The sequence below is a fragment of the Ignavibacteriales bacterium genome, assembly GCA_026390775.1.
GTDB lineage: Bacteria > Bacteroidota > Ignavibacteria > Ignavibacteriales > Melioribacteraceae > Fen-1258.
In genome coordinates, this window is sequence record JAPLFF010000007.1 from 858990 (window position 1) to 885359 (window position 26370).

Sequence of the window (26370 nt, forward strand, 5' to 3'; positions counted from 1 at the left end):
TGATTGCGGTTTATTTTTAATCATTTGTATTGTTATTTACTCAATCCCAAATCTTCCGCTACTGAATTTGGAACTACACTTTTTTTCTTTAGTCTTAAAATTTCACTAACCCGTTTGAATAAGACCGGAATTCTTAGGCGGTATTCTTCAACTTTAGTATAAACAAGCGGGACAATGATCAAGGTTAAGAGAAGCGAACTTATTAATCCTCCGATCAAAGCCCAAGCTAAACCGGATTTCCATTCCGCACCAGATGCTGTTGAAAATGCGACCGGAGTCATAGCAAAGATCATTGTTAATGTTGTCATAAAGATCGGTCTAATTCTCATTCTTACACCATCAATCAAAGCATCAAAAACACTTTCACCTTGAGAGCGCATAAAGTTTGTTCTATCTACCAATAGAATTGCATTCTTGGCTACAAGTCCCGTCAGCATTATGATTCCAAGTATTGTAAATATGTTTAACGCTTTTAATGTTAAACCAAGCGCCAATATAGCACCTATCATGGCAAGAGGAATCGAAAATAAAATTACAAGTGGATAAACAAACGAATCATACAGCGCGACCATAACCATGTAGGTGAACAAAATTGCGGCAAGCATTGCTAGACCTAAATCTCCAAACGAATCGCGTTGACTTTTAATATCACCCTGCCATGAATAAGTAACGCCCGGGGGAAATTTATAATTCTTAAATTGTTTTTCTATGTCTTGCGAAATAGCGCCTGTAGTTCTTCCGCCTTGAACCTGAGAATAAATTGTTACAGCAGCGCTTCTTGCCTCACGTGATAATTTTGTTGGGCCTGTTGCACGATAAACATTTGCAAATTGTTTTAAATAAATTTGCTGCCCTTTTCTATTAGTAAAACTGATGTTACCGAGGTTATCGGTTTTAGAACGATCAAATTGATCGAGAGCAATTCTAATATCGTATTCTGTTTCGCCATCGCGAAGCTTTGAATCATTATCGCCCGTAAGTGCAATTTGAAGAGCTTGTCCTACTTCAGCTACCGATAATCCGAAGCTTGTTAATTTTCTTCTGTCAATTTCAATTCTTGTTTCCGGATTACCATCCTGCGCTGAAAGGCGAACATCGGCAGTTCCGGGAATTACTTTTATAATATTTTGAATTTCATGAGCGGTTTTTAACACGCCCTCATAGTCCGGACCATTAATTATTAACATTAGCGGTGTTTGATTAGCAACGCCGAAAATACCAATAGGATTAATACGTACCTTTACACCGGGAATTGTTTGCACCATTTGTTTAATCTCATTTCCAACGTCATCAGTAGATTTAATTCTTTTTTCTTTCGGAATAAGAGTAACTGTGATTTCCGTTGTATTGCTTGACGAGAAGCCAACTAATCCTTCGGAAGAAACACCAACATTAGCATACATTCTTTCAACTTCCGGCATTTTGCCAATCATCTTTTCAACTTTCTGTGAAGCAATATTTGTCTGTTCGATTGTAGTGCCGGGAGCTAATTCCAATGCAACAGCAAATTCTCCGCGGTCTGTTTGAGTCATAAACTCAGCTCCAATAAATCCGAGAGGAATTAACGAAGAGGTTGCAATAAAAGCTGCAATGGTTAACAGAGCAACTTTCATTCTGTTTTTTAATGCCCACTTTAATAGAAGAACATAATTTTCTGTAAGCTGTTTAAATTTCTTTTCGAACCAGACAGCGAAGCTTCCAACCAATGTTCTCGAAGTAAGTCTTTCCAATTTTGCAAATCTTGAAGCAAGCATTGGAGTAACGGTAAACGAAACGAATAAACTCATTAAAGTAGAAACCACAATTACTGCAGAGAACTCGCGTAAGATATTTCCAATCATTCCTCCGACTAAAGTTAGCGGGAAAAAAACTGCAACATCAACAAATGTTATTGCTAGAGCGGCAAAACCGATTTCATTTCTACCGCGTAAAGCAGCAACCTTGCTCTCTTCACCTTTTTCAAGATGATGATAAATATTTTCCAAAACTACTATTGAGTCATCTACAAGTATTCCCACAACAAGAGAGAGCCCGAGTAATGTCATCAAGTTTAAAGTAAAACCTAGCGCCCATATTGCAATGAATGTTGAAATAAGCGAACATGGAATTGCTATAAGAACAATCAATGAATTTCTTATACTATGTAAGAACATTAACATTACCATAGAAACGAGCAAAACCGCAAGTGCCAAATCGCTTTTTACCGCATTCGCTGCATCAATAGTAAAGAGAGATCCGTCCTGTGCAATTTCAAATTTTAGATTATTGTTTTTGTAAACATTTTCTATTCTCTGAATTTCATTTCTTACAAGCTTTGAAACTTCAACCGAATTGGCATCGGTTTGTTTCTGAAGAACAACACCGATTGTGTTGCGGAAATTTATCCGTGCAATATTTGTATAATCTTTAATTCCATCTTCAATTTCGGCAACCGCTGAAAGTTTTATCTCGCCGCCTGATCTTGATTCTCCTATTGTAAGATTTTTTAAATCTTCAACCGATGTTAATTTTCCAGCAATACGAACGATGAACTGACCGTCTTTATCTTTAATCTTTCCGGTAGGAAAATCTAAATTTGCTGTTTTAATTACTTGTGTAACTTGTGGAATGGATAAGCCGTACGCGCGAAGTTTTTGCAAATCTAAATTAACTTTTATCTCGCGTTCTTCTCCGCCGATAAGTGCAATCTGTCCTACTCCAGGTACACGTGATAGTAAAGGTTGGATTTTATCTTTCACAAATTGATATAAAACTCGTGAATCCATATCAGCAGAAATACCCATTCTTAATATGGGAATTTCATCTAAAGCGATTTTAGAAATTGTTGGAGCTTTTGCGCCTGACGGAAGTTGTGATGTAATTTGTCCAACTTTTCTTTGAGCATCCTGAAGGGAAAGATCCGTATTGGCCGATTGTAATAGCTCTATAATAACAAATGATACACCTTCAGAAGATGTAGAACGTACATCCGATACTTTATCCATTCCGGAAACAGCATCTTCTATCGGTTTGGTAACGCCCGTTTCAACTTCATTAGGAGATGCACCTGGATAGATAGTTGTAATCGTAATAACAGGCGCAGAAATTTTCGGCAGCAATTCATACTTTAACTGACGGTACGCAAACAAACCTAACACAATCAATGCGGAAAATATAATGATTATAAGCGACGGCCGTTTTATTGATAATTCTGTAATTGTCATTTTAAAAATCCTTTTTACTTATTGAGTATCTCAACTTTTAAATTGTCCACTAAATTATTTTGTCCATTTACAACAATTGTTTCGCCTTCCATTAGCCCTTGCAATACTTGAATATATATTCCGGATTGATTTCCTACAGTTAAGCTGCGGAGTTTGGCAATTCCATTTTCAACAACAAATACTTGTGGCTCTTTCACACTACCAACTAACGACTCGCGGGGAATTACAATTATGTCTCTATTTTTTAATGAAGTAAATTCAACGCGCGCAAACATACCGGCTTTTAACGGATGAGCACTTTCATTATTTATGGTAATCTCGATAGGGTAAGTGTGTGATTCATCACCTTTAGAACTGATTGATTCGATTCTTCCCTTATAAATTACACCAGGATAGATATCAACTGTAACTGAAACTTGATCTCCTGGTTTTATAAGAAATGCATCTCGTTCAGCGAGATTAAGTTTTACTTTTAATCTACCGATATCAACAACATTTGCAACAACAGTTGATTGCGGTGCACCTTGAACCATTGAACCTATATCAACGTAAAGTGCTGATACATAACCGGAAATTGGAGTTTTTATTTGTGTATCATCCAATTGTCTTTTTGCCATTATGTATTGTGCTTCAGCCATAGCAGCATTAAGTTTTGCTTGATCTAATTGCGAATCGGAAACTGATTTTTGCTGATATAGAGTTTTAAATCTCTCATAATCTTTTTTTGCTTTTTCATAATTAGCTTCGGCACTCATAAATGCAGCTTTCTTTAATTCATCATCAACTTGAAACAAAACTGAGCCTGCTCGTTTATAATCGCCGACTTTTGTAAACACTGCTGTAATTTTTCCGGATGTTTCAGAAATAATATTAACATCGTTGTTCGCGGTAATATTTCCAACAAGGGACAAGGTTTCTGCAAGATCTTTCTTTGCTACTTTATCAACTGAGACGAAATAAACATCTTTTATTCCGCCAGCCGTTGTTGCAGCCATTTTTCTTTTGTTCATAAATAGTATTGCAATAATAATTACAAGAATCACTATCACCGAAACTATTACTTTCCATTTCTTCATAATTTATATCTCCAAATAATTAAATTTTTATTTACCTATTGATTTTTCAAGTTTTGCTTTGGACAGTTCATAATCGACTACAGCTGTGGTATTATTTGTCTTGGAACCGATTAAAGCTGTTTCTGCATCTACTAATTCTGTTGTAGTAGCTAAACCATTTTTAAATTTATCGTTTGTTACTTTTAAATTTTCTGTAGCCTGTTTAACAGAAAGTTCGGCAATTTCAATTTTTCTTTTGGCCTGACTAAAACTCAAATAATTTTGAGTTACTTCTAAAGTAATTCCATCTTTAATCATTCCCATTGCATCAACCGCCTGAGAAAGTTGCGTCTCTGCTTGATCGGTTTGATGTTTTGTTGTAAGCCAATCCCACACATTCAAACTTAGGTTCACTCCCACATCCCATGTTGCATCGAATTGATCTTTAGAAGGCTGTATTCTTTGGTTAGGACGAGAGTAATAGTAATTTCCGACAACACTTACCTGCGGATACCATGAAGATTTTGCAAGTGTAACGCCAGCTTCACTTGCCTTAACTCTTGAATCTGCGGCTTTTATCTCTGATCTTTTTGTAATTGCATCACCAACAAGTTTATTCAATTCATCAAACTGTGCAGAGCTCATATTAGCAGATGATAAAATTTCTATCCTAGTTTCAAGTGAAATTCCAAGAGTATTACACAAAGCAACTGCTGCAAGCTTTACAGAATTTTCAGCATCAACTTGTTGATATAAAGTATTGGAAAGCTGAACCTCGATCTTCAGAATATCATTTGTTGTCATCATTCCTACTTTCTCAAGGTTTTTTGCATCAGCAACGTGAGCTTTGATTTGATCAACAGTTTCATCCATCACTTTCTGAAACTGAGTTGCTTTAAACAATCCCCAGTAAGCATTTTTAATATTAAAAATTAATTCGCTCTTATCTTTATTGTAATCTTCATTTACAGCATTCGAAAGTTGTTCGTTCATATCGGAATTACCAAGCAATCTGAATCCTGTAAAGATTGGTTGAAACAAAGTAAGCTGCGCTGAATAGTTATCAAGAATAACCGATGAAATATTGAAGGTACCCATTCCCGGTATAGTAACGGAAAAAGGATCAATCGGGCTCAGCCTTCTGTAACCGGAGCTTAACTTCAAAGAAGGAAGACGCATTGCATTAACTTCTCTAACTTTAGCTTCGGCGCCTTTCACTTTCATCAGAGAAGAGTGAAGCAATTTACTGTTCTGCAAACCGATTTCGATTGCCTGTTCAATCGTAAGAGAAAGTTTTTCTTGAGCATAAATTTTAACATTGAACAATAGTAAGATGGTAACCCAAAAAATTACACTACGATTAGATCTGTACATATTATTGATTCTCCATATTTATCTTTTATTGAATTTTGTTTTTGAATTTTTTTCTGCCTTCAGTGGTAAAAATCCCCTCAAATAAAACCCTAACTATGATCTTATAAGCCTCGTCCGCTGTAACTGGTAATTGCGAAAGTGTTTCTAAATTTAGCATACCATGAACTGCAGAAAAATAGAGCATAGTAACCACTTCGCTGTTTATATCATCTCTGAAGATTCCGCTTTTAATTCCCTGTTGGATTAATCTAGTGAAACAATCCTGTGCATTCTTTTTGCGGAATTCCTGAATCTCTTTCCAAACTTCCGGCTGGTTTTTTACAAGGTCTTGCACAATCGGATTAGATAGACGGGAAAAATGCGAGACTACAAACGCCATAAAATTTTGTAGCTTTGTAATAAATTCTGTTTTTTTATCGTCAATTAAATTATCAACGTATTCTTCTATCTCGCATTTAGCGCCGTTAACGATTTCTTTTAAAATATGTTCTTTGTTAGAGAAATGTTTGTAAAGTGTTCTCTTGCTAATTCCAAGATCGGCTGCTATTTCTTCCATGGTTACTTTTGAATAACCGTACTTATAGAACATTTCTTTAGTTGTTTGAAGAATTCTTTCTTTTATTTCAATATCTCGAATCATTTTTTCTTTGTTTAATGCTTATTATAAAACACCATTTGTCCAATAATGGTTCCGATGGAAACATATATTGTATAAGTCGTTTCCAAACTTATAAAAGTTCCGTTTAATAAAAAAATATTTGTAGAAAAAAAAGAAGCCCGGCTTTTTTGATAAAGTCGGGCTTTGGTGGTTTATTAAGTATGGTTTATTTTACTTCAAAGAGCGAATTATTTGGATTAGTGTTCACTTCGACCGAAGTGGCAACCATCTCGAGCACACCGTTCGGCGTACCGACGCTCAACTTAAATGCATATTTAACACCTTGAACATCGCGGTAGTCATCAAAATCAACCGTCTGCACCCCGCTGCCTTGTTCAGCTAGTTGTCTTATAATGAATCCAGTATTTACATCATAATAACTTGTCCCCTTCTTGCCGGATGGATATGTGGAAGTAACACGATAAGCATCTTTATTATTAATTGTTTCCATTCCGGTTAACTCATATTTAATTCCATTCTCTTTGTGTTCCAGCATGGAATAGAGAGAGCCAAATTTCATTTGTTCTACTTGTTCTACAGGCATCGGTTGTTCCTGTCCCATAGCGCTAATCTTTCCCTTCTCTCCGTCAAAGACCATTATTTGTTGCCCAACTCCAAAATCAATTAATATATAGGATTTGTTTGGAGCTTTTTGTGTTTGAGTCATTGTAATATTCATTCCCTGCATGGCTCCAGACATTTTAGTTGTTCTGTCTTTTACTTTAAGAATGTTTTCTTTGCCGCCGATTACTTCAATATATTTATTTAAAACCAAATCTACCGTTACTCCTTCGGGCACTTTTTTTACATTTGGATCAATCTTCTCACCAAAAACATCATAGTAATCAATTTTTCCACTGACACTAAATTTGGAAAGGTTCTTTGCAACTTCTTCTCCGTTTCCAACGACAAAAACGATTGCGTTATTTGGTTTGATATATTTCTTTGCAATCATTTGAACATCCTCAACTGTAACAGCGTTAATATTTTTCAAATAATTTTTGTAATACTCTTTTGGAAGATTATAAAGTGCTGTATTGATAGCAAAACTTGCAATGGTTGATGGCTGTTCTAAACTACGGATAAAATTTCCCGATAATAAATTTTTAGCACTCTGCAATTCTTTCTCGGATACTTTTTCGTTTCTTATTTTTTTCATCTCAATAAATATTTCTGTAATTGCACTATCGGTAACAACATTTCTAACTTTTGCTGAAGCACTAAAACTTCCAACAAGTTTATCGGGATTTAAACTTGAGTAAGCTCCGTAAGTATATGCTTTGCTTTCTCTAAGATTCATAAATAATCTTCCGGTTGCACTACCGCCAAGAATTGAATTGGCAACTTTCGCTTTCATTGCATCTTCACTTCCAATTGCCAAATCAACCGGATAACAAATAGATATAACAGATTGAACTGAATTTGATCTATCAACCAATGCAACTTTATTTACAATTGGCGCTTTCGGATTTGCAAACGTGTTCTTGGGAACATCTTTTTTCTGCCATTTGCCAAGATATTTTTCCACAAGCGATTTTGCTTTTGCTTTGTTAATATCACCAACAATTGCTAAGTAAGCTATGTTAGGTCTGAAATACGTTTCATAATATTTGTTACACATATCAAGTGTTACTGATTTAACACTTTCTTCAGTTTCAAATTCACCATAAGGATGTTCTTTACCAAATATCAATGTCATTTTAACGCGGTTGGAAATTTCATCCGGATCATCTTTTGAATAAGCTAAATTCGACAAAGTTTCTTTGGTTATTTTATCTAATTCTTCTTGCTTAAAATCTGGATTCAAAATAACATCTGCCATTATATTCATAATCTTATCTGTGTACTTAGATAAACCCGAAGCGAAAACACTTGTAGAAGACGTAGATAAAAATGCACCGAGGAAATCAATTTCTTGTTCAAGTTTGTCTTTGGGTCTGTTCTTTGTTCCTTTACGTAATAACTCGCCCGCAGCTGATGTATACCCAGCATTCTTACCTTCAATGATCGGGTCACGATCAATTAGCAAGCTAAATGTAACTTTAGGCAGTTTATGATTTTCAACTACAAATACTTTGAGACCATTTGGTAACACAAAAGATTCTGCATTGCCAATTTTAACTTCCGGCGCTGGTCCGGCTTGCGGAAATTTTGTTCTATCAACTTGAGCAAAAGATCTTGCTGCCATGCTCAAGAATAAAAGTAATATCAGAATACGTTTCATTTTAACTCCATTATGTTTTCAAATTTATATTTTTATCTAAACCTTTTAGAAAAACAATCTTATTTCTTTTCCATTGATTTAGGCAGATAATAAAGAACAACTCTGTTTTCTTTGGATAAATATTTATTTGCAACTCGTTTTAAATCTTCGCGTGTGACTTTCATAAAACGCTGTATTTCAGTATTGATAAGATTTGGATCGCCATAGTAAACCGAATAATTAGCAAGACTTTCTCCGATACCTGCAACAGTTGAATATCTTGTTACAAAACTACTTTCAATTTGATTCTTCACTTTTTGAAATTCTGTTTCGCCAACTAAATCTTTTTTAACTTTATCAATTTCGTTATCAATTGCAGTTTCCAAATCCTCTGCTTTACCGCCAACATTACATAAGCCAAAAGTTATGAATAAACCCGGATCTTCAAGAGCAAATGGAACTGATCCTACTTGCATTGCTTTTTGTTGTTTGTCTTTAATTTCTTTTGTGAATCTTGAGCTTTCCCCGCCGGATAAAAGAGTGGTCAACATACTTAGTGCGTAATAATCCGGTGTACCTTGTGCCGGCATGTGATAAGCTTGAGCTACTAATGGAAGCTGAACTTTATCGTAAACTATTTCTCTAACTTCTGCAGTTTTTACCGGTTCAATTTCTTTAGGACGTACAATCTCTTCTTTCCCCAAAGGGATTTCACCAAAATATTTTTTTATCAATTCTTTTGTTTTGGGAACATCAATATCGCCCGCAATAGTTAAGGTAGCATTATTGGTGACATAGAATTTTTTATAAAAGGCAATAAACTCATCTATTGTTGCTTGATCAATATATTGTGCGGAACCGATCGGCATCCATCTATATGGATGAACTTTGTAAGCATTGCTGAATATTTTCTCTACTAAAGTTCCGTAAGGTCTGTTATCTAAAGATTGTTTTCTTTCTTCTTTAACTACCTTACGTTGTGTTTCCACGCCTATGCTATCAATCTTTAATTGAAGCATTCTTTCTGATTCCATATACAAACCAAGTTCAAGCTGATTTGACGGAAGATTTTCATAATAATATGTTCTATCAAAAGAAGTATTAGCATTTAAATTTCCGCCAGCTGATTCAACTATTTTCATATACTGACCACGTTTTATGTTAGGTGAACCTTCAAACATTAAATGTTCAAAGAAGTGAGCAAAACCTGTTCTTGCGGGATCTTCATTTTTACTTCCAACATGGTAAAGCACAGATACATGAACAATTGGATTTGTATTATCTTTATGTAAGATTACACTCAATCCGTTATCAAGCTTATACTGTTCATATAGAATCTTATTAGACTGAGCTGTTATGCTAATAAATCCCATTAGCATAAAAAATATTATGAGTTTGCGTTTCATTAAATCCGCTCCTTATAAATTAATTGATTTGTCTTTAAGAGGTTTATTGATTTGTTAAATTACGAAATTCTTCCTTTTTTGTGAATAATAAGACGACTTCATTTTACAAAAGTTGTTTTTAATACGCACTTAGAATTATCGTATGTTATTCTATAAATTAAGGAATGAAAATCAACAAGTTGATAAATACTGCCTCGACTGGTTTGGAGTAAATTAATATTGTTTATTTCTTCTTGAACTTTGGCAGCAGCAACAAGATAATAACTACAAGAACAATAACTCCGCTAACAACAAACGCCCAAACATTTACAACTCTTGATTGAACCGTCATATTAAAGTCTTCGTAGCAAAATCTATTTTCATCAAATTCCCAAACTACTTTATTCCCTTCAACTGTTTTCGCATTTGTACTTAAAATTATACCCGGCATTGTTATTTCGTTTTTAAACGATCCATTTGCAGTGCTGAAATGATTCATTTGATCCTTGATTGATTTAAAAATATTTTCAATTCCATCCTTCAATCTCCAAACAGATTTTGTTCCTAGAACTTTCTCCAAATATTTCATTAGATCTTCGGTTTTGTCTCCATATTCGCTAATGTGTTCTTTAATAACACTTTTCTTTCCGGCGACGAAATCCGGGGTTAGATCTGCAATTTTATTTTTGCCCAGCAGTGTTATAAATTCATCTAAGAAATATTCGAAATAATTTGCTTCTGCAAATTTGTCCAGTTTCTTCTTGAAAGCTTTGGTTGTGTCATTTTTTAAATATAGTTCATACTCCTGAGGTGTAAGAAAATTTTTTAAAGGAATATTCCTAAATGGAAAATATGAACGATAGCCTTCCTCATAATCAAAGTAAGTGTAAAACCATCTAAACTTTTTCTGCAGATTTACGGCAAGACCGATTTTTCTTTTATTCTTATATTCATTATTAAGACTATTAACATCCTTAAAATATTTTGTTGCTGTGTAAACTGTTTGAGTTGTATCGTCCTTAGCTTTTGTCCTTTCTATCTTCCAACTATTATCTGCAGGAACTGGAAACACAATGCTGTCCGGTTCAATGGTTTTGTCCTTCACAATTACTGTCCTTACGCATGATCCATCACTATTAATTTTTGTGGTAGTCTTATATTCTCTGCATCCGGAAAAGCTCAAAATCATACTCAACACAAACGTTAAAAATGTCAAATAATATTTTATCTTCATTTTATTTGCCTCTTCGTGTTTTAATTTTTTGTAGTTCGCTATTTAATCTTTCGATTTCAAGTTGTAATGTTTTCATCTTTCCGGTTTCTGTTTCTGAAAAGATTAGATCTTTTTGATTTAACAATTCACTTTGTAATGATTTAATTTTAGTTTTTGTAGGTTCATCTAATTTTTCATAGTCTAATAAAAGATTTCTTAAATCCTTTTTATTTACCAAAAGTAAATCTTTGGACAACTTAACATAAGATGAATTGCCGCTAGCAAATTTGTACGTATCGTAAAAAAATTTAAGCATATCATTATCAAAAGAAATAATTTCGGCTTTTGAATTATTAACTTGTGCGGTATTGTTCAATTGACTTTCTAGATGAGTAATATTTTTTATTGCAGAATACTCTTCGAACATATAAAGTGACACCATTATAAATAAGATCGCTGTTAAGGCGTATCGTACTGGTTTTAGAGAAACGAATAGTATTAGTTTTTCAAAAAAATAAAATTCATTCGCATGTTTTAGAATGAGGGACTTATTGTTAATTTTTCGCATAATTGAGTCGATGAGAATTTCTTCGTTATCTAGACTCGGATGCTGTGTTTTCATTTTAATAAGCACGCTTTCTGCCCTCTGAACCGACTCATAAATACTTTTACATTCATAGCATGAAGAAATATGTTTTTCAATTAAACTTTTTTCAGCCATGGTTAATTCATCTAATCGTTTTGAAAAGATTAATTCCTCTACCTGTCTGCAGTCCATTTTTAATTTTCCCATTCTATTATTTTCTTTCTGATACTTTGTCTTGCATAAAAAAGATTCGTTTTAACTGAGCCCGTAGAGATTTTCATTATTCCCGAAACTTCTTCGATTGATAAATCTTCCATATCTCTAAGAATAAAAACTGTCTTTTGTTTTTCCGACAACCCACTTGCAAAATGTTTTATCATCGCAGCCAGTTCTTTATTGGTTAATTCCTTTTCAAGATCAATTCCGCTCGGAGTATTAATAACAGAATTTTCATCAAGATTCTTAAAAATGTTTCTTCTCCGTTTTTGTGATTTCAATTTGTCGAAACATAAGTTTACGACAATCTTATACATCCACGTAGTAAATTTTATTTTCTTATCATACTCATTTAAGTGTTTCCATATTCTAATAAAACATTCTTGAACAACATCTTTAGCATCTTCTTCGTTGTATAATATTTTGAATGCAACTGCATATCCGAACTTATGATAATTTCTAACAATCACTTCAAAAGCTTTGGTGTCACCCATATTCACTTTAAGAATTAACTCGTTCAGCTGTTCAATATGAATTTGGTCCTGCATGCAGTATTTTCTTTTTTCAATTAATGATACGACTGAAAATAGGAAAAGTTAAATCGAACGGAAAAATATTTCGGTGGGGTTAATGTAGAGACTCGATTTATCGAGTCTCAAATAAAAAAAAGACTTGATAAATCGCGTCTCGAAAAATAAATTATCTCAACTTCTCTGATAAATAATTTAGCAATCCGCTAATAGAAATTCTGATCTGTTCCATTGTATCGCGTTCTCTTACAGTAACAGTTTCATCTTGCAGAGTTTGGGTATCAACAGTAATGCAGAATGGCGTTCCTACTTCATCCATTCTTCTATAGCGGCGACCGACTGCACCTTTGTCATCATAAAAAATTCTAAGGTAAGGACGAAGATCGGCTTCTATTTTACGAGCGATCTCCGGCATTCCGTCTTTGTTTACTAACGGAAGAATTGCCGCTTTGGTCGGTGCCAATTTTGGATGGAGCCGTAGAACACTGCGCACATCATCTTTTACTTTTTCTTCGTAATAAGCATCAACCAAAAAAGCCATGAATGAACGGCTTGCACCGGCTGATGTTTCTATTATATATGGAATGAATTTCTCTTTTGTCTCGTCATCAAAATATTGCTGGGATTTACCTGAGAATTCCTGGTGTCTTCCCAAATCAAAATCGGTTCTGTTATGAATCCCTTCGATCTCTCCCCAGCCGAATGGAAATTCATATTCAATGTCTGTTGCCTCTTTTGCATAATGTGCAAGTTTATCTTTTGGGTGATCATGAAAACGTAATTTACTTGCGGTCATTCCCAATGATTTGAACCATTCAATTCTTCTTTCTTTCCATTCATCGTAATGCTGTTTGTCTGAACCGGGTTTGCAGAAATATTGCATTTCCATCTGTTCAAACTCACGTGTACGGAATAAGAAATTTTTTGTGTTGATCTCATTACGGAATGCTTTCCCGATCTGTGCAATTCCAAACGGAAGTTTTTGCCGACTTGAATTGACAACATTTAGAAAATTTACAAAAATTCCTTGAGCTGTTTCCGGACGGAGATAAATAATGTTGGAGGAATCATCAACCGGTCCGAGAAAAGTTTTGAACATCAAATTAAATTTACGCGGTTGTGTAAATGTTCCTTTGTTGCTGCATTGAGGACATCCGAGTAAATCCAAAAGTTTTGTTGCGGATAATTGATCTTCAAGAATAGAATTAAATTTTTCTTCAAGTGAACCTTCTTTGGATAGAATTGCAGCATCAAATTCTTTTAAAGCTTTTTCTTTGTTCTTATCACTGATCAATTCTGTAAGTGTATCTAATCTAAATCTTGCCTTACATTGTTTACAATCAATCATCGGATCGGTAAAGTTCTCAACATGTCCGCTTGCTTCCCATACGCGCGGATGCATTAGTATAGAAGCATCCAATCCTTCAATATCTTCGCGGTAGGTCATCGCTTTCCACCATTCTTCTTTTACATTTTTAAGAAGTTCAACACCAAGTGGACCGTAATCCCAGCATCCGTTTAATCCGCCGTAAATTTCCGACGATTGAAATACAAATCCTCTTCTCTTTGCCAGCGAGACGATCTTTTCTACAATTTCATTCTGATTCTTTGCGATTGCATACCTCACTATTTTATAGATGCGAATATAAAAATTTTTTGATATTGAAAGGGAGGAACACTTCTTTACCGAGGAGTTTATTCATCTCTATGAACAATGCCGGGTGAAAATGCTGGAAGACAAACTGCAACATATTCTGCACCATCTGCGCCGGGAGAACTGTACTGAACCCATTCACCTTTATTCACAATAATAGCTTGTCCTGCATTAATATCAATAACAGAATTTTTAGTAGCAACTCTTAACATTCCCTTCAACACTACAGTGTATTCATCAAATTCAGGTTTCTGCCCGGGCTCAATCCATCCTGCCGGACTTTTCATCCTTGCAACACTAACCAAGTTTGTTTGGGAATTCACATTGCCGATAAACTCTTCGATAATTTTAGGTTTATTTCCTGCAGCTGATATTATTGATGGAGATTCTATTTTAATTGACAAAGTTTAATCTCTATTTATTTTTAGAACAGTTTTATAACAGAATAAGTTAAAGCTGAAACTCCGGCAGATAGTGGAATTGTTAATATCCAAGCCCAAACTATTCTACCTGCAACTCCCCATTTTACATTTTTTAATCCTTTAATAGAACCAACACCCATTATTGAACCTGTGATTGTGTGTGTGGTACTAACCGGAACCCCAAGTCCGGTTGAAATGAATAATGTTGTTGCTGCACCTAGCTCTGCACAAAAGCCATCCACAGGTCTTAACTTAACAACTTTCTGCCCCATTGTTTTAACAATTCTCCATCCACCGAACATAGTACCTAAGGCTATTGCAGTGTGACATGAAAGAACAACCCAAAGCGGAATATCTCCAGGACTATCAAACTTCTGAAGAATGCCTGCGCTGAAAAGAAGCCCTGCAATAATTCCCATTGTTTTCTGGGCATCATTTCCGCCGTGACCCAAACTGTAAGCGGCGGCAGAAATTAATTGTCCTTTTCTAAATATATGATCTACTTTGAGGGGATGACTTTTACGGAATAGATTATAAACAAGTACTCCTAATCCAACACCAAGAATTAATCCCAACATTGGTGAAATAAAAATAAAAATTACAGTCTTAAAAATTCCACTTCCAACGAGGGAAGCCGGACCCGCTTTAACGAGTGCCGCTCCCATTAAACCACCAATTAGAGCATGTGACGAACTTGTAGGCAATCCAAAGTACCATGTAATAAGATTCCAAATGCAAGCTCCCATCAATGTTGCAAAAATTATTGATGAGTCCATAATTTTGATATCAACAATTCCTTTGCCGATTGTTCCAGCGACATGAAGACCAAAAACTAAAAAAGCAATGAAGTTAAAAAATGCTGCCCATAAAACTGCGTACCGAGGTGAGAGCACTCTTGTTGAAACAATTGTTGCAACAGAATTAGCTGCATCATGAAATCCATTTAGAAAGTCGAAGAATAATGCAAGAATTATTAGTAGGAGTACCGCAATAGTCATGCTTAAGCCTGTTTTACTAAAATGGATTCAACTATTTTGGAAACATCATCGCATTGATCCAAAACTTTTTCCGAGGTTTGAAAAATGTCTTTCCATTTCATAATGTAAATTGCATCCGTCTCGCCGCCAAACAACTCAGCCATAACATCATTCTTAAGTTGATCACCTTCGTCTTCAATTAAATTTACTTCGTTGCAGTACCGCATAATCTTTTTTGCATCTTTTGTATTACGTAATCCATTTACAGCTTTCGATAGTGCTTCGACTGATCTATCAATTAGTTTTACTTCTTCTCTAAATCTTGGATTAATATCTGTGATCTTATAAACTTTCATGTGGTTGGAAACTTTCAGAATGTAATCAATCACGCTGTCTAGTTCGTGAGCAAGTTCGTGAATGTCTTCTCTATCAATCGGGGTAATAAAGGTTTTATTTAATTTCTCCACAATGTTAAACACAATGCTGTCTGCTGTTCGTTCAATCTCTTTAATCTTTTTTACATCTTCATCGCTAAAAACAGATTTACTCATGTTCTCTTGAAATTGTTTTGAGGCTGTCACACAATGTGCTGCCAGACTGTCGAACATATCGAAGAATTCATATTCTTTTGGTAATAGATTAAAACCCATTTTAAAATTTCCTTTTTTCTATTATTAATTGATTGGGAAAGAACAGGATTTTGTTTGTACTAAATTAATAAATTATTTCACGTACAAGGAAAATAAAATTCATCAATACTTATTATTTATCTGCTATTATGTATTTGGAATTATTGAATTCTATCGCTTAATTTAATATGTGTATTAAACTTAACAATTTATCTTAATAATTCTATGCAAGAACATTTTACAAAAGAAGTAGAAGAACTAAAAACAAATCTTATCAAGATGGCCTCACTTGTTGATGAACAGGTTGATAGATCTTATAAAGCATTGGAGACAGGAGATACTGAACTTTGCCGTGGAATAAAAGCAAAGGATATGGAAATAGATGCTTACGATAATCTTATTCTAACTCAGTGTGAAAATATACTTGCATTATTTCAACCCGTTGCAAGCGATCTAAGATTTATTATGTCGGCACTTCTGATCAATAATCAATTAGAAAGATGTGGAGACATAGCTGTTAACATTGCTCAGCGAGTTAAAAAAACGGCCGCTTTTCATTCGTTAATTATTGAATCACAAATTTTAGATATGGGCAAACGGGCTCGCGAGATGGTTAAATATGCAATTGATTCTTTTGTTAATCAAAATATCGAGCAAGCGGAAAAGGTTTTACAAGATGAGGATGCTGTTGATAAATTGAATAAAAGCATATTCAAATTTCTAGTTGCAAAAATGCAGTCGAACCCGGAAGTCATTGAGCCGTGTGCACACCTTGTTGTATTATCAAGACATATTGAAAGATTGGCAGATCACGCTACAAATATTGCAGAAGATTTAATCTTTTATATAAACGCGGAAATTATTGCTCACAAGAAAAAACTTGAAAGATATAAGAAAGAAAGTTAGCCGCTTTTTTGTTTTAATGAATTTTGCGGTTTTAAAAACCGGTAATTCAATATTATTCTTGCGTCGGCATTCCAAATTCTGCCCATTCTTCTTTTGATGGTCCGTAAACACCGGGCACCTTTAATCCGGCTTGTCTCATAAGCACAGTCATTTGTCCGCGGTGATGCGCTTGATGTGCAATCAAACTAGATAATACACTTGTTCGTTTCCAAACTTGTCCGTACATATTTATATCATCGTTCAGCATTTCGTCTTTCCAATTCTTCGAGATCAAGTCAGTTACTGCTTTAGATGATTTTTCATAAATATCTTTAATCGTTTCTACTGATGCCGGCACAGTAGTATTTTCTTCATAGCTAAATGGTAATCCGGTTTTAGAAAGCATCTCCGGAATTGTATTTGTAATATGCCAGGCAATAAATCCTAAAGATCGTCCGGTTGATGTTACCTTTTGATTCAGCGAAGTGTCGGTTAAGTTTTCAAAAATTTTTAATGTTGCTTTGCTTTCATACTCCCATCCATCTAAAAAATCATTGATTGTTCTGAACATATTTCCTCCAATATCACTTTAATTTAATTTCGTGAATTCCGCCGGCGAAATTTTTTTGAGATTGAATTTCAATTTTTATTGAAGAAGTTCTAACCGTTTCAAATGTAATACTATTGTATTTATCTTTTTCAACACCATATTTATCTGTAGTGTAAACTGCGGGCCATTTTTCTCCTTCTTTATAAAAAACTTTCCACGTTGTTGGAACTCGACATTCACCGATTCCAGTATCGTCGAACCAATATATTGAAACTTCTGAAACCTCTTCCGGTTTTGCAAAATCGATCTGCACAAATTCCTTTTCTCCTTTATTCGGCCACCAATGAAAATATGGTAGTGATTCATCAATCGAATTTTTTGGTTCCAATTGATCTATCATTGCCTGTAGATTGTTCCCGTGAGAAACAGTCAACTTTGCATTTGTTAACATCGTTGGTCCTGATAAAGGTCGGACGGTTGATTCATCACTTGAAAGCCAAACACTCATTTCACCTTTACCTCTATGTGCCCAAGCATAGTATGGAATTGCGGTAAATTCTTGTTCAGATTGCTTTAAGGTTTTTTTATCATCGGCTAATCTATAACCTAAAACATTTCCTTTGATAATTTCTACACCGTTGAGGAGTTCCGATTTATACTCCGCAGTCAACTTTGAATTATTATTTAACAAAATATTGCGCACATAGCCATCTTTATTATCAATCCATTCTGCTGCATAAACTATTGGTCCTCGTTGAATTGCAACTCTTCCTTTATCTGCTTCAACATTTTCATTCGCTGCAATTCTTTTAACTTCCATCGGAAGATTTAATTCAACGATATCGCCGGTTTTCCAATTTCTATTTATTACAGCAAATCCATTTTCAATTTTTATCTCTATAGGTTTTCCGTTTACAGCCAGATTAATCTTTTCTTTTGGCTGATCAATAAATTTATAAAGATCGCTTGCTATCGCTTCGTTTTGAGACCAACCCGGGATTCGGATGTTAAGTGAAAATTTTTCTTCTTTCAGATTGGGAGAAACAACTATCGTAATTTTTCCGTCCCACGGATAATTTGTTCTTTGTTTCAAATTAACTTTACCGTTGTTGAGTTTAATTTCTGTTTCATTGTTGGTAAAAAGATTAACGAACAACTCGCTTCCTTTTACAGCATACATATAATTAGCTACAGAAGAAATGAAACGAGTTACATTTGTAGGACAGCATGCACAATCAAACCACGCCGCACGTTCGTGCGTGCCGAAAGATTCAAGCGGGTTAGGATAAAAAAATGAATTCCCCTTCATTGATATACCGGAAAGAAGTGCGTTGTATAAAGTCCGCTCCATAACATCAAGATATTTTGCATCTCCGCTAAGAAGAAACATCCGGTGATTCCAAAACACATTTGCGATCGAGGCACAAGTTTCATTGTATGCGCTTGCATTCGGAAGATCATAATTTTTACCGAATCCTTCCCATGAGCCTGTTGCACCAACTCCGCCGGTTAGATATAATTTTTTCCCCGCTACATTATTCCAGATTTTATCTAATGCTTTCAGGTAATCTTTATCTCCGGTTAACGCAGCAACATCTGCCATTCCTGAATACATATATCCGGCACGGACTGCATGACCCACAGCTTCGTCCTGCTCAATAACAGGTTTGTGATCTTGATTATATTCGCCCCAAGATTTTCTTCCATTAACATAGTTTCCGCGCATATCAAGTAAGAACTTTGCAAGTTTTAAATATTTCACTTTACCGGTCACTCTATAAAGTTTCACTAAACCGATTTCAATTTCTTGATGTCCCGAAGGCAGACTAATTTTACCGGGTCCAAAAACATTACAAACAAGATTAGCATTTTTGAGTGCAACATTTAAAAGTGTTTTTTTCTTTGTCGCCATAAAGTGAGCAACTGCCGCTTCATAAAGATGGCCGACATTATAAAGTTCGTGACTCCCTTCTTCATTCAGCCAGCGTGATGAACCTGTTACTCTTTCAAATTTATGAGAACCCATAGTACGTACTGTGTAAAGGTAACCGTCTTTTTCCTGGGCAGAAGAAATTAGCAAAATAATTTTATCAAGCTGTTTTTCTAATTCTTTATCGGGCTTCAACATTAACGCATATGATGCACCTTCAATTACTTTGTAGACATCGGAATCATCAAAATAATATTTGCTGCAGAAGTCTCTTTTCTCTAATCCTCCGGCTATTGCAAAATTTTTAATTCGTCCTGTTTCTTCACAAAGTTTAAGTGCATACGGAATCGTAACAGTTCGGTTGGTTTCCATTCGATCGAACCAAAAACCTTTATCAACTTTTACTTGTGTAAATGGAACAGGTTGAATCGGATAATCTTTTTTTACTTGGGCAGAAATTATTATCGAAAGAAATAAAAACATTGTTACTGTCTTGAAATTCATGATTTGTCTCCCATGAAAAGATATTGATAAAACAACGGAAGTATTTTATTCGCTTCACAATTTATTGAATCCGACAGAATTTTTTCATAATAAAAAAAAATTTTTCGCTTTTATTATTAATAATGTCTAATATTAATTAAGATCGCATGAAAACTAGGAGAGATCCTATGAAGAGATATCATATTAAAACCATATTCGTAATTCTTCTTTGCTTAATTTTTTATTCTTCGAACTTTCCATTAGAGGCGCAAGTTTCTCACAGTTTCAAAAAAACTGTTGTAGTTAAAAATATTTATCGCATTCCCGTTAGTGAACAGAATGGAAAGAAAATCTGGATTGTTGATGGTTTGATCATTCGAAGAGAAATTTACCCCGAGTTTTTATATGGAGGGAACAATGAGAGATATCCATTTATCCCAAAAAACGAAATCTGGATTGATCATGCTATTTCAGCTGAAGAATTTACATACACTTTAGCACATGAATTGCACGAGCGGGATTTAATGGCAACTCAAGGAATGAGTTATTCGGATGCTCACGATAGTTCGCTTGCTCTTGAAAGACGAATGCGTAAGAACGATTTCAAAATAGCCAAAGAACATGAAAAATTAATTCCTAAAGTTTCGCCGACTGATTGTGATGGAATTAAACAAATTTTTGAATTGCCGGATTCCATAATTCTTCAAAATATTTATCGTCAAAAAATTGAAGTGCGAAACGGTGTCTCAATTTGGATAGTTGATGGTGCAGCAGTTCGGAGAGATATTTATCCCGACTTCGGTCTAAGCGGAAATGATCTTGCTTATCATTTTATTCCTACAAAAGAAATTTGGATTGATGGAAATATTTCTTGTGAAGAAACCGAGTTTTCCATCTTGTGTGAACTTAAGGAACGTGAATTTTTTGATAAAGGAATGAGCTATGATGATGCATACTTAAACGCAATAAAAATTGTCGCGGCACAAAGAAATAACGATCGAATAATTGCGAAAGGGCATCAACCTTTATTAATACCAAATATTTTAGAGCGTGATTTGGGAACCGGAAGTGAAAAAAAATCTCCGTGATTATTGTTTTGTTAACTCATCAATTGATTCCTGAAGGAGCTGATCAAATTTTGCCGGGTCTTCCAGCATAATAAAATGACCAATACCTTTCATAATTTTTACTTTAAAAGATTTTACATACTTGCTGTTCTCTTTGATTTGCATGGTATAACGGTCATTATTAATTGAAATGATGGGGAGATTTATTTTCTTAAGCGATGGAACAGCATTATATGTAAATAGATTTAATAAAGTATTTATAGCAATATCCGGAGAAGCTGAAGAAATATCCTTCACAACTCTTTTTACCAATATTGTATCCGACGTAGTTGTAAACATCGATTTAACAAATCCGCTTGCGGCTTGAATAAAATTTTCTCGGAATGGTTTTAAAAATTGTTCCGCTTGTCCTTTCGACATTGTTTGTGTAAGATCTTGAAAAGTATCTGCCCCAATTAAACCAATAACTCTTCCTTTAAGCAGCACTGCGGCTTCAATAATATCCGCTCCTCCCATTGAATGTCCTATCATAATTACTTTTTTAAGATTTAATTTATTCACAACCGCAGCTATATCGGCACCGAAAGATTTTGGCGTGAAATTTTTTCTGTTCTGTCCAGATTCACCATGTCCGGCAAGATCAATTGTAACAACTTTATATTTAGGCGAGAATGTTTTTACCTGCTCATCCCAATATGATTTATTGCAGCTCCAACCATGAACAAAAACTAGCGCTTGTTCTCCTTTTCCCTGAATAGTATATGCAATTTCAGTTCCATCCTTCGATTTAACTTTTCCGATCGATTGGGCTAAGATTAGGTTTGAAACAACAATAAAAAATATAACTAATAGTTGAACTTTTAATTTCATTTTTAATTTTCCAATAGATTTATAAAATTATAATAAGAATTTATCTTAATTGAAATGTGAATTCAACATTTTTTATTATGATTTTTTTTGATTATTCAGTTTTTATCTTCATATCAACTTTTTTTTCAGAAAGAGGAATTTACATCTCTGTCTTTTTTATCTTTAGGTAAAATAATTCCGTCATTTATCATTTTAGGAACAACCAAACCGGAAACTTCTTCGCTGAACTTAAGCGGTGATGACGGATTTACTGATTCTGTTATAGCCGACCAAATCATTTTTCCATCTTCGCTCGGTTCCCAGAATGTAGTTTCTATTTGAGTAACAGTTTCTTTTTCTATATAACCCGGCGATCTAACAATCCTGTATCCGGCACCGTATCTTCTTCCAAAAGTATATCCAAACCAAATCGGTTGATAATATAGCTGTCCGGGAACGCGGTATTTTCTATTCTCTTCGCTTACTTTTTGAATAAGAACTATTCCATCATAATTATCTTTAAATAGATTTGGAATATCTTTTTCTTCCGGTACGTCATTGGGATAATAGCTGTATGAAGGAGTAGCTTTTACGCCGGCATCTTGCAATGCATCAACGTAAGTTTTTTCCCACAATCTTCTTTTCGTTTTATTGTTGTTAATGGCAATAACCAAAATATTCCTGATCTTGCCTGGTTTATATGATTGATCTTTCCACACATCAATTAGTCTGGAGGAAGTACAGCCAATAAAATTAATTGCGGTAAAAAGAATCAGTATAAAGTAAATTGAATACTTCTTCGATTGATATATCATGATGACACCTTTCAATTTCTTTTTATATCTCTTTGACAACTTAAAACTTAAAATGGTTTATTATTTCGTAACACTTAGCGGAAAATTACTTCAACCTATTTTTTCAAAAATCTTTTTCGTCATCTTCTATTTCTAAGTTTGGTATTTGAGTAAACGCTATTCTCATTGGTGCCGATTTTCTTGCGAAGTGTGAGGCTGCATAATATGCGGATGTAAATCCGTATTTTTTATTTAATCCGTCGACTGCTTTGTTAAGAGATTTTATTTTGTCATAATCTTCAAAAAAGATTGGCGTGCTCTGATCTTCATCCAGCAACTTAAATAGAGTAACTCCAACAGCAAGTGGTTTCTCTTTTCCTGCCGGGTATCTTTCCCAAACTTTTTCCAAAGCCTTCATAAGAGTTATAGTATTTTGCGTATGAGAAAAACTAATTTCTTCTCTCCATTTTATTCCTCCTAAAAAACGTACACCCATAGACATCGCGCCTGTAACATAACCAAGGTAACGCATTCTCATTGCCGCTTTCTGCAATAAGCGATTCATCACAGCAAAGGCATCATCTTTATTTCTTTCTTTCGGCGGAAGAACATGTGAGTGACCTATAGTCTGTCTGTGCGTCGGAGGTCTCTTAACATCTTCTCCACGTAATTGCGCATATATTCTTTCCCCTTCGATTCCACCCCATGCCTCTCTTAAACGCGACTTGGGCAATGTGCAAAGCACTTCAACTGTGTAGATTCCGTGCCGCTTTAAACGAACTTCCATTCTTCTTCCAATGCCCGTTAAATCTCTAAGTTTTAGGCTGTAAAGACAATGCGGCAAATCTTTCTCTTCAATCACTATTAATCCATCCGGTTTTTGCATATCTGTAGCAGTCTTTGCTAAAAATCTGTTCGGCGCAATACCGATTGAACATTTTAAATACTCGCCGACTTTTTCTGCAATTGTTTTTTTTATTTGAAGAGCAAGCTCAATAGCATTCTCGCGAATTTTTTGTTTACCCATAAGTGAACACGACACTTCATCAATAGACATTTCTTGATCAACATGAACACACGACTCTATCGCTTCAACTAATTTATAATGATACTCAATGTAGAGACGATGATGTGCTTCTACTAATTGTAAACCCGGGCAAAGTTTTTTTGCTTCGGAAACAAGCGTGCCGGTTCTAACACCAAGTTTTTTCGCTTCATAACTTGCAGCAATGCAACAAGTGCTGTCTGCCATCATAGGAACAACGGCGATAGGTTTATTCCGCAGTCTTGGATTGACCTGCTGTTCAACAGAAGCAAAGTATGAATTGAAATCTAAAAATAAATTTCTGAGAGGCATTGAAGTAAGACCTAAAAAATTTACTGCTGATTAATTACACTCTAAATTAAAATATTTTATTTACAACATTGTATACAATAGATCTTTTATTTTCAGATAAATGCTATTGAAAGAGAACTGCGCTTAAATACCCGACAACTTCGGAATTATCCCCTGTAATATCGCCAGAATCAGTACGCGAGAGGATTTGGGATTTTTTCTTATTTAAGAGATCAGCTGTTTTCATCATTGTAACAATAGCTCCGCCGCCGCATGCTTCACATTTTCCAGTCTCTAAATCTTTCTGCAAGTTTTCATAATCAAATTCTGCGATTCGTTTTTCTACAATTGAATCCCGTTTGTCTGCTTGTTCTTTTGAGTGAAAGTGAGAAAGATCCGAGCTCGCAATAATTAATGTCTCATCATCCATAACTTCGGCTAATCTTTGAGAAAGTTCATTGATATACATTTTATCCTGATCACCCATCACGATAGGAACAATAGAAAAATTATTCATCACCATTTGTAGAAACGGAATTTGAACTTCAACAGCATGCTCGGCGCGGTGTCCGTTTATTCCATTAAAAATGATTTTACTATCAATCACCAATCCATATCTCATTTCTTTATTAATCGGAACTTCGCCTAGCGGGGTTTTATATGCATCGCCGTTATAAATAGAAATCCCCGGAAAATATTCACGGTGACTCGGAGAAATAATTACAACTGTTTTATATTTTTTCTGTTTAACAGCATTAAATGCAAATGCCGCCGTTCTTCCGGAATAAACATATCCTGCATGGGGAGATACGATACCGACAACATTTTCAAATTTCTCTTGTGGTTTATAAGTATCCAGCAGTAGTCTTACTTCGTCTTTTAATTTACTTGGCGATGCGGGATAAAACATTCCCGCTACTGCCGGTTCTCGAATATTTTTCATTTTACTCCCTGTTCTTCTTCGCTAAAAATTGTTGCGGTAAAAGCATTGAGCATAAGCTGTTTTGTTTTCCAATAGCCGGGCGAAAATCCCGACTTCAGGCATATTGCATCGAGATATTGTTCACGATTCAAATGATGTTCAATTGGAACTTGAGGCAGTAAAAGTCCGCGCCTTCCTTTTTCTTCAAGAATTAATCCGTGCTTGCCGATTTCAATTTCATCATAACTGTTAAGCGGAAAGGGTTCTGATAAAACTGAAATTTCTATTGCGAGATCTTTAATTTCCGATTGACGGACAGAAGGAAATCGCGGATCATTTTGCGATGCATGTATCGCAGCATCACATATGGTTTCGAATAACGGACTATCCGAAATAATGTACCCGATACATCCGCGCAGTGAACCGGCTTTTGTAAGAGTTACAAAAGCTCCCGAGTGCGAATTGAAAACCGGATGTTGTCCATAATCTGGTTCTGGGTTTTTCTCTCCGGTAAAAACTGATTTAATTGAAGTACGCGCAGTATCGAGAAGAATCTTTTTCTCTTCTAATGTTATTTCCATTTCATTTTACTCTAGCTTATAAACAATAACTTCATTCTTTTCGCGAAGAAGGAAAAGATGTTTTTTATAAACAAAGAATGAATCCGTAAATAATGCCGAAGCATTAGCATTTAAGATCTCAGATAGAATCACATTGTTTGAGTTAAGATTAACAGCGAGAAATTTATTTACAAAACTATTCTCAAATATTGTTGTGTGATAGTTAAAGAAGAGCAGATCATTTTTTGAATTATACTCTACTTCTCCTTCAACACTGGTATTATTGGTCTGTCTTCGTATTGCTTCAGCAATTCTAGAATCTATTTCATCATTTGAAAAAACTTTGGGATAAAGATACGAACTCCAATTTTTTTCATTTTCCGCAGATTTTTGTAATGCGTTTATCTTTTTATGGTCTGAGCCGAATTCCTCAATTAGCTCGCCGTCTAAATAATTTAAAGCCGAAAAATATCTTTCTTCAAATCCTTGCTTGAATCCGTAAACTTTTTCGTCACTTGCAAAGAGAAAAGAGAATTCATTATTCGTCCATAAAATATTTTGCGATGCAATATCAAATGCAATTATTCCCTTATGATAAGGCATATCAGGTTTGGGAAAGTAGTGGAAGAAAATAATATCTTTATAAATTTCCTCAATGCCCACCCAGCATTTTTCATCAAGCTGAAAATCACAAAAAATATTTTTTCCGGTTTCAATGTAATAACAATTAAAGAAAACTTCTTTTGTGTTAAGATCGCGTGTTTCAAGAATAAGTTTATCGGAATCGGAGATTAGAATTCTCCAAATTTGTTTATCAGATTTATATGTGAAATGTTTTTTCATCTTTCTCCTTGGCACACTCGTTGATTGATAATCTCAAACACTGAGT

At 34.8% G+C, this 26370-nt stretch carries 23 protein-coding genes; 2 read left to right on the forward strand and 21 right to left on the reverse strand.

The window, feature by feature from the left end:
- Positions 1-32: 32 nt before the first annotated feature.
- The 13 genes from NTZ27_09045 to NTZ27_09105 all read right to left on the reverse strand — a co-directional run bounded on the left by NTZ27_09045 (position 33) and on the right by NTZ27_09105 (position 16126).
- Positions 33-3203, reverse strand: coding sequence for an efflux RND transporter permease subunit (locus tag NTZ27_09045; GenBank protein MCX6174882.1), 3171 nt, complete (start codon positions 3201-3203; stop codon positions 33-35).
- Between the two features lie 14 nt (positions 3204-3217).
- Positions 3218-4279: an efflux RND transporter periplasmic adaptor subunit gene (locus tag NTZ27_09050; protein ID MCX6174883.1), complete on the reverse strand. Its 1062-nt coding sequence runs from the start codon at positions 4277-4279 to the stop codon at positions 3218-3220.
- Between the two features lie 27 nt (positions 4280-4306).
- Positions 4307-5632 carry a TolC family protein gene (locus tag NTZ27_09055; protein MCX6174884.1) on the reverse strand — a complete coding sequence of 442 codons (1326 nt, stop codon included), beginning with the start codon at positions 5630-5632 and terminating at the stop codon, positions 4307-4309.
- 25 nt (positions 5633-5657) lie between these two features.
- Complete coding sequence (locus NTZ27_09060; protein ID MCX6174885.1) at positions 5658-6272, reverse strand: TetR/AcrR family transcriptional regulator; 615 nt, start codon at positions 6270-6272, stop codon at positions 5658-5660.
- A 184-nt stretch (positions 6273-6456) separates the two neighbouring features.
- On the reverse strand, positions 6457-8514 hold the full coding sequence (locus NTZ27_09065) for a pitrilysin family protein (protein MCX6174886.1): 2058 nt from the start codon (positions 8512-8514) through the stop codon (positions 6457-6459).
- A gap of 59 nt (positions 8515-8573) precedes the next feature.
- On the reverse strand, positions 8574-9899 hold the full coding sequence (locus NTZ27_09070; protein ID MCX6174887.1) for a pitrilysin family protein: 1326 nt from the start codon (positions 9897-9899) through the stop codon (positions 8574-8576).
- A 223-nt stretch (positions 9900-10122) separates the two neighbouring features.
- Positions 10123-11112, reverse strand: a complete 990-nt coding sequence (locus NTZ27_09075; GenBank protein ID MCX6174888.1) for a hypothetical protein — start codon at positions 11110-11112, stop codon at positions 10123-10125.
- 1 nt (position 11113) lies between these two features.
- Positions 11114-11884, reverse strand: a complete 771-nt coding sequence (locus tag NTZ27_09080) for a hypothetical protein (GenBank protein ID MCX6174889.1) — start codon at positions 11882-11884, stop codon at positions 11114-11116.
- Positions 11872-12441 carry an RNA polymerase sigma factor gene (locus NTZ27_09085; GenBank protein ID MCX6174890.1) on the reverse strand — a complete coding sequence of 190 codons (570 nt, stop codon included), beginning with the start codon at positions 12439-12441 and terminating at the stop codon, positions 11872-11874. Before NTZ27_09085 ends, NTZ27_09080 begins: the two co-directional genes overlap by 13 nt.
- Before the next feature lie 151 nt (positions 12442-12592).
- Positions 12593-14050, reverse strand: coding sequence for a glycine--tRNA ligase (locus NTZ27_09090; protein ID MCX6174891.1), 1458 nt, complete (start codon positions 14048-14050; stop codon positions 12593-12595).
- 68 nt (positions 14051-14118) lie between these two features.
- Positions 14119-14481 carry a cupin gene (locus tag NTZ27_09095; protein ID MCX6174892.1) on the reverse strand — a complete coding sequence of 121 codons (363 nt, stop codon included), beginning with the start codon at positions 14479-14481 and terminating at the stop codon, positions 14119-14121.
- Positions 14482-14501: 20 nt separating this feature from the next.
- On the reverse strand, positions 14502-15497 hold the full coding sequence (locus tag NTZ27_09100) for an inorganic phosphate transporter (protein ID MCX6174893.1): 996 nt from the start codon (positions 15495-15497) through the stop codon (positions 14502-14504).
- A gap of 2 nt (positions 15498-15499) precedes the next feature.
- Complete coding sequence (locus tag NTZ27_09105) at positions 15500-16126, reverse strand: DUF47 family protein (GenBank protein MCX6174894.1); 627 nt, start codon at positions 16124-16126, stop codon at positions 15500-15502.
- A 204-nt stretch (positions 16127-16330) separates the two neighbouring features.
- On the opposite strand from NTZ27_09105, the gene phoU reads away from it, so the two are divergent.
- Positions 16331-17011 (forward strand): phosphate signaling complex protein PhoU, encoded by a 681-nt coding sequence (gene phoU, locus NTZ27_09110; protein ID MCX6174895.1) that lies wholly within the window; start codon positions 16331-16333, stop codon positions 17009-17011.
- Between the two features lie 52 nt (positions 17012-17063).
- Here phoU and NTZ27_09115 read toward each other — a convergent pair whose 3' ends face one another.
- Both NTZ27_09115 and NTZ27_09120 read right to left on the reverse strand, forming a co-directional pair.
- Positions 17064-17561 carry a hypothetical protein gene (locus tag NTZ27_09115; GenBank protein ID MCX6174896.1) on the reverse strand — a complete coding sequence of 166 codons (498 nt, stop codon included), beginning with the start codon at positions 17559-17561 and terminating at the stop codon, positions 17064-17066.
- A gap of 13 nt (positions 17562-17574) precedes the next feature.
- On the reverse strand, positions 17575-19974 hold the full coding sequence (locus NTZ27_09120) for a glycoside hydrolase family 127 protein (protein ID MCX6174897.1): 2400 nt from the start codon (positions 19972-19974) through the stop codon (positions 17575-17577).
- Between the two features lie 167 nt (positions 19975-20141).
- On the opposite strand from NTZ27_09120, the gene NTZ27_09125 reads away from it, so the two are divergent.
- Entirely contained in the window at positions 20142-21041 is a 900-nt protein-coding gene (locus NTZ27_09125; protein ID MCX6174898.1) for a hypothetical protein, read from the forward strand.
- Here the strand turns inward: NTZ27_09125 and NTZ27_09130 are convergent, their stop codons facing one another.
- The 6 genes from NTZ27_09130 to NTZ27_09155 all read right to left on the reverse strand — a co-directional run bounded on the left by NTZ27_09130 (position 21042) and on the right by NTZ27_09155 (position 26324).
- Entirely contained in the window at positions 21042-21890 is an 849-nt protein-coding gene (locus tag NTZ27_09130) for an alpha/beta hydrolase (GenBank protein MCX6174899.1), read from the reverse strand. It lies immediately after the preceding gene.
- A 125-nt stretch (positions 21891-22015) separates the two neighbouring features.
- Positions 22016-22684: a hypothetical protein gene (locus NTZ27_09135; GenBank protein MCX6174900.1), complete on the reverse strand. Its 669-nt coding sequence runs from the start codon at positions 22682-22684 to the stop codon at positions 22016-22018.
- A 103-nt stretch (positions 22685-22787) separates the two neighbouring features.
- Positions 22788-24020, reverse strand: a complete 1233-nt coding sequence (locus tag NTZ27_09140; protein MCX6174901.1) for a hypothetical protein — start codon at positions 24018-24020, stop codon at positions 22788-22790.
- Positions 24021-24123: 103 nt separating this feature from the next.
- Positions 24124-24942, reverse strand: a complete 819-nt coding sequence (amrB, locus tag NTZ27_09145; protein MCX6174902.1) for an AmmeMemoRadiSam system protein B — start codon at positions 24940-24942, stop codon at positions 24124-24126.
- On the reverse strand, positions 24939-25502 hold the full coding sequence (amrA, locus tag NTZ27_09150) for an AmmeMemoRadiSam system protein A (protein MCX6174903.1): 564 nt from the start codon (positions 25500-25502) through the stop codon (positions 24939-24941). The genes amrB and amrA overlap by 4 nt, the downstream gene beginning before the upstream one ends.
- A gap of 6 nt (positions 25503-25508) precedes the next feature.
- Entirely contained in the window at positions 25509-26324 is an 816-nt protein-coding gene (locus tag NTZ27_09155) for a DUF4905 domain-containing protein (protein MCX6174904.1), read from the reverse strand.
- Positions 26325-26370: the final 46 nt, after the last annotated feature.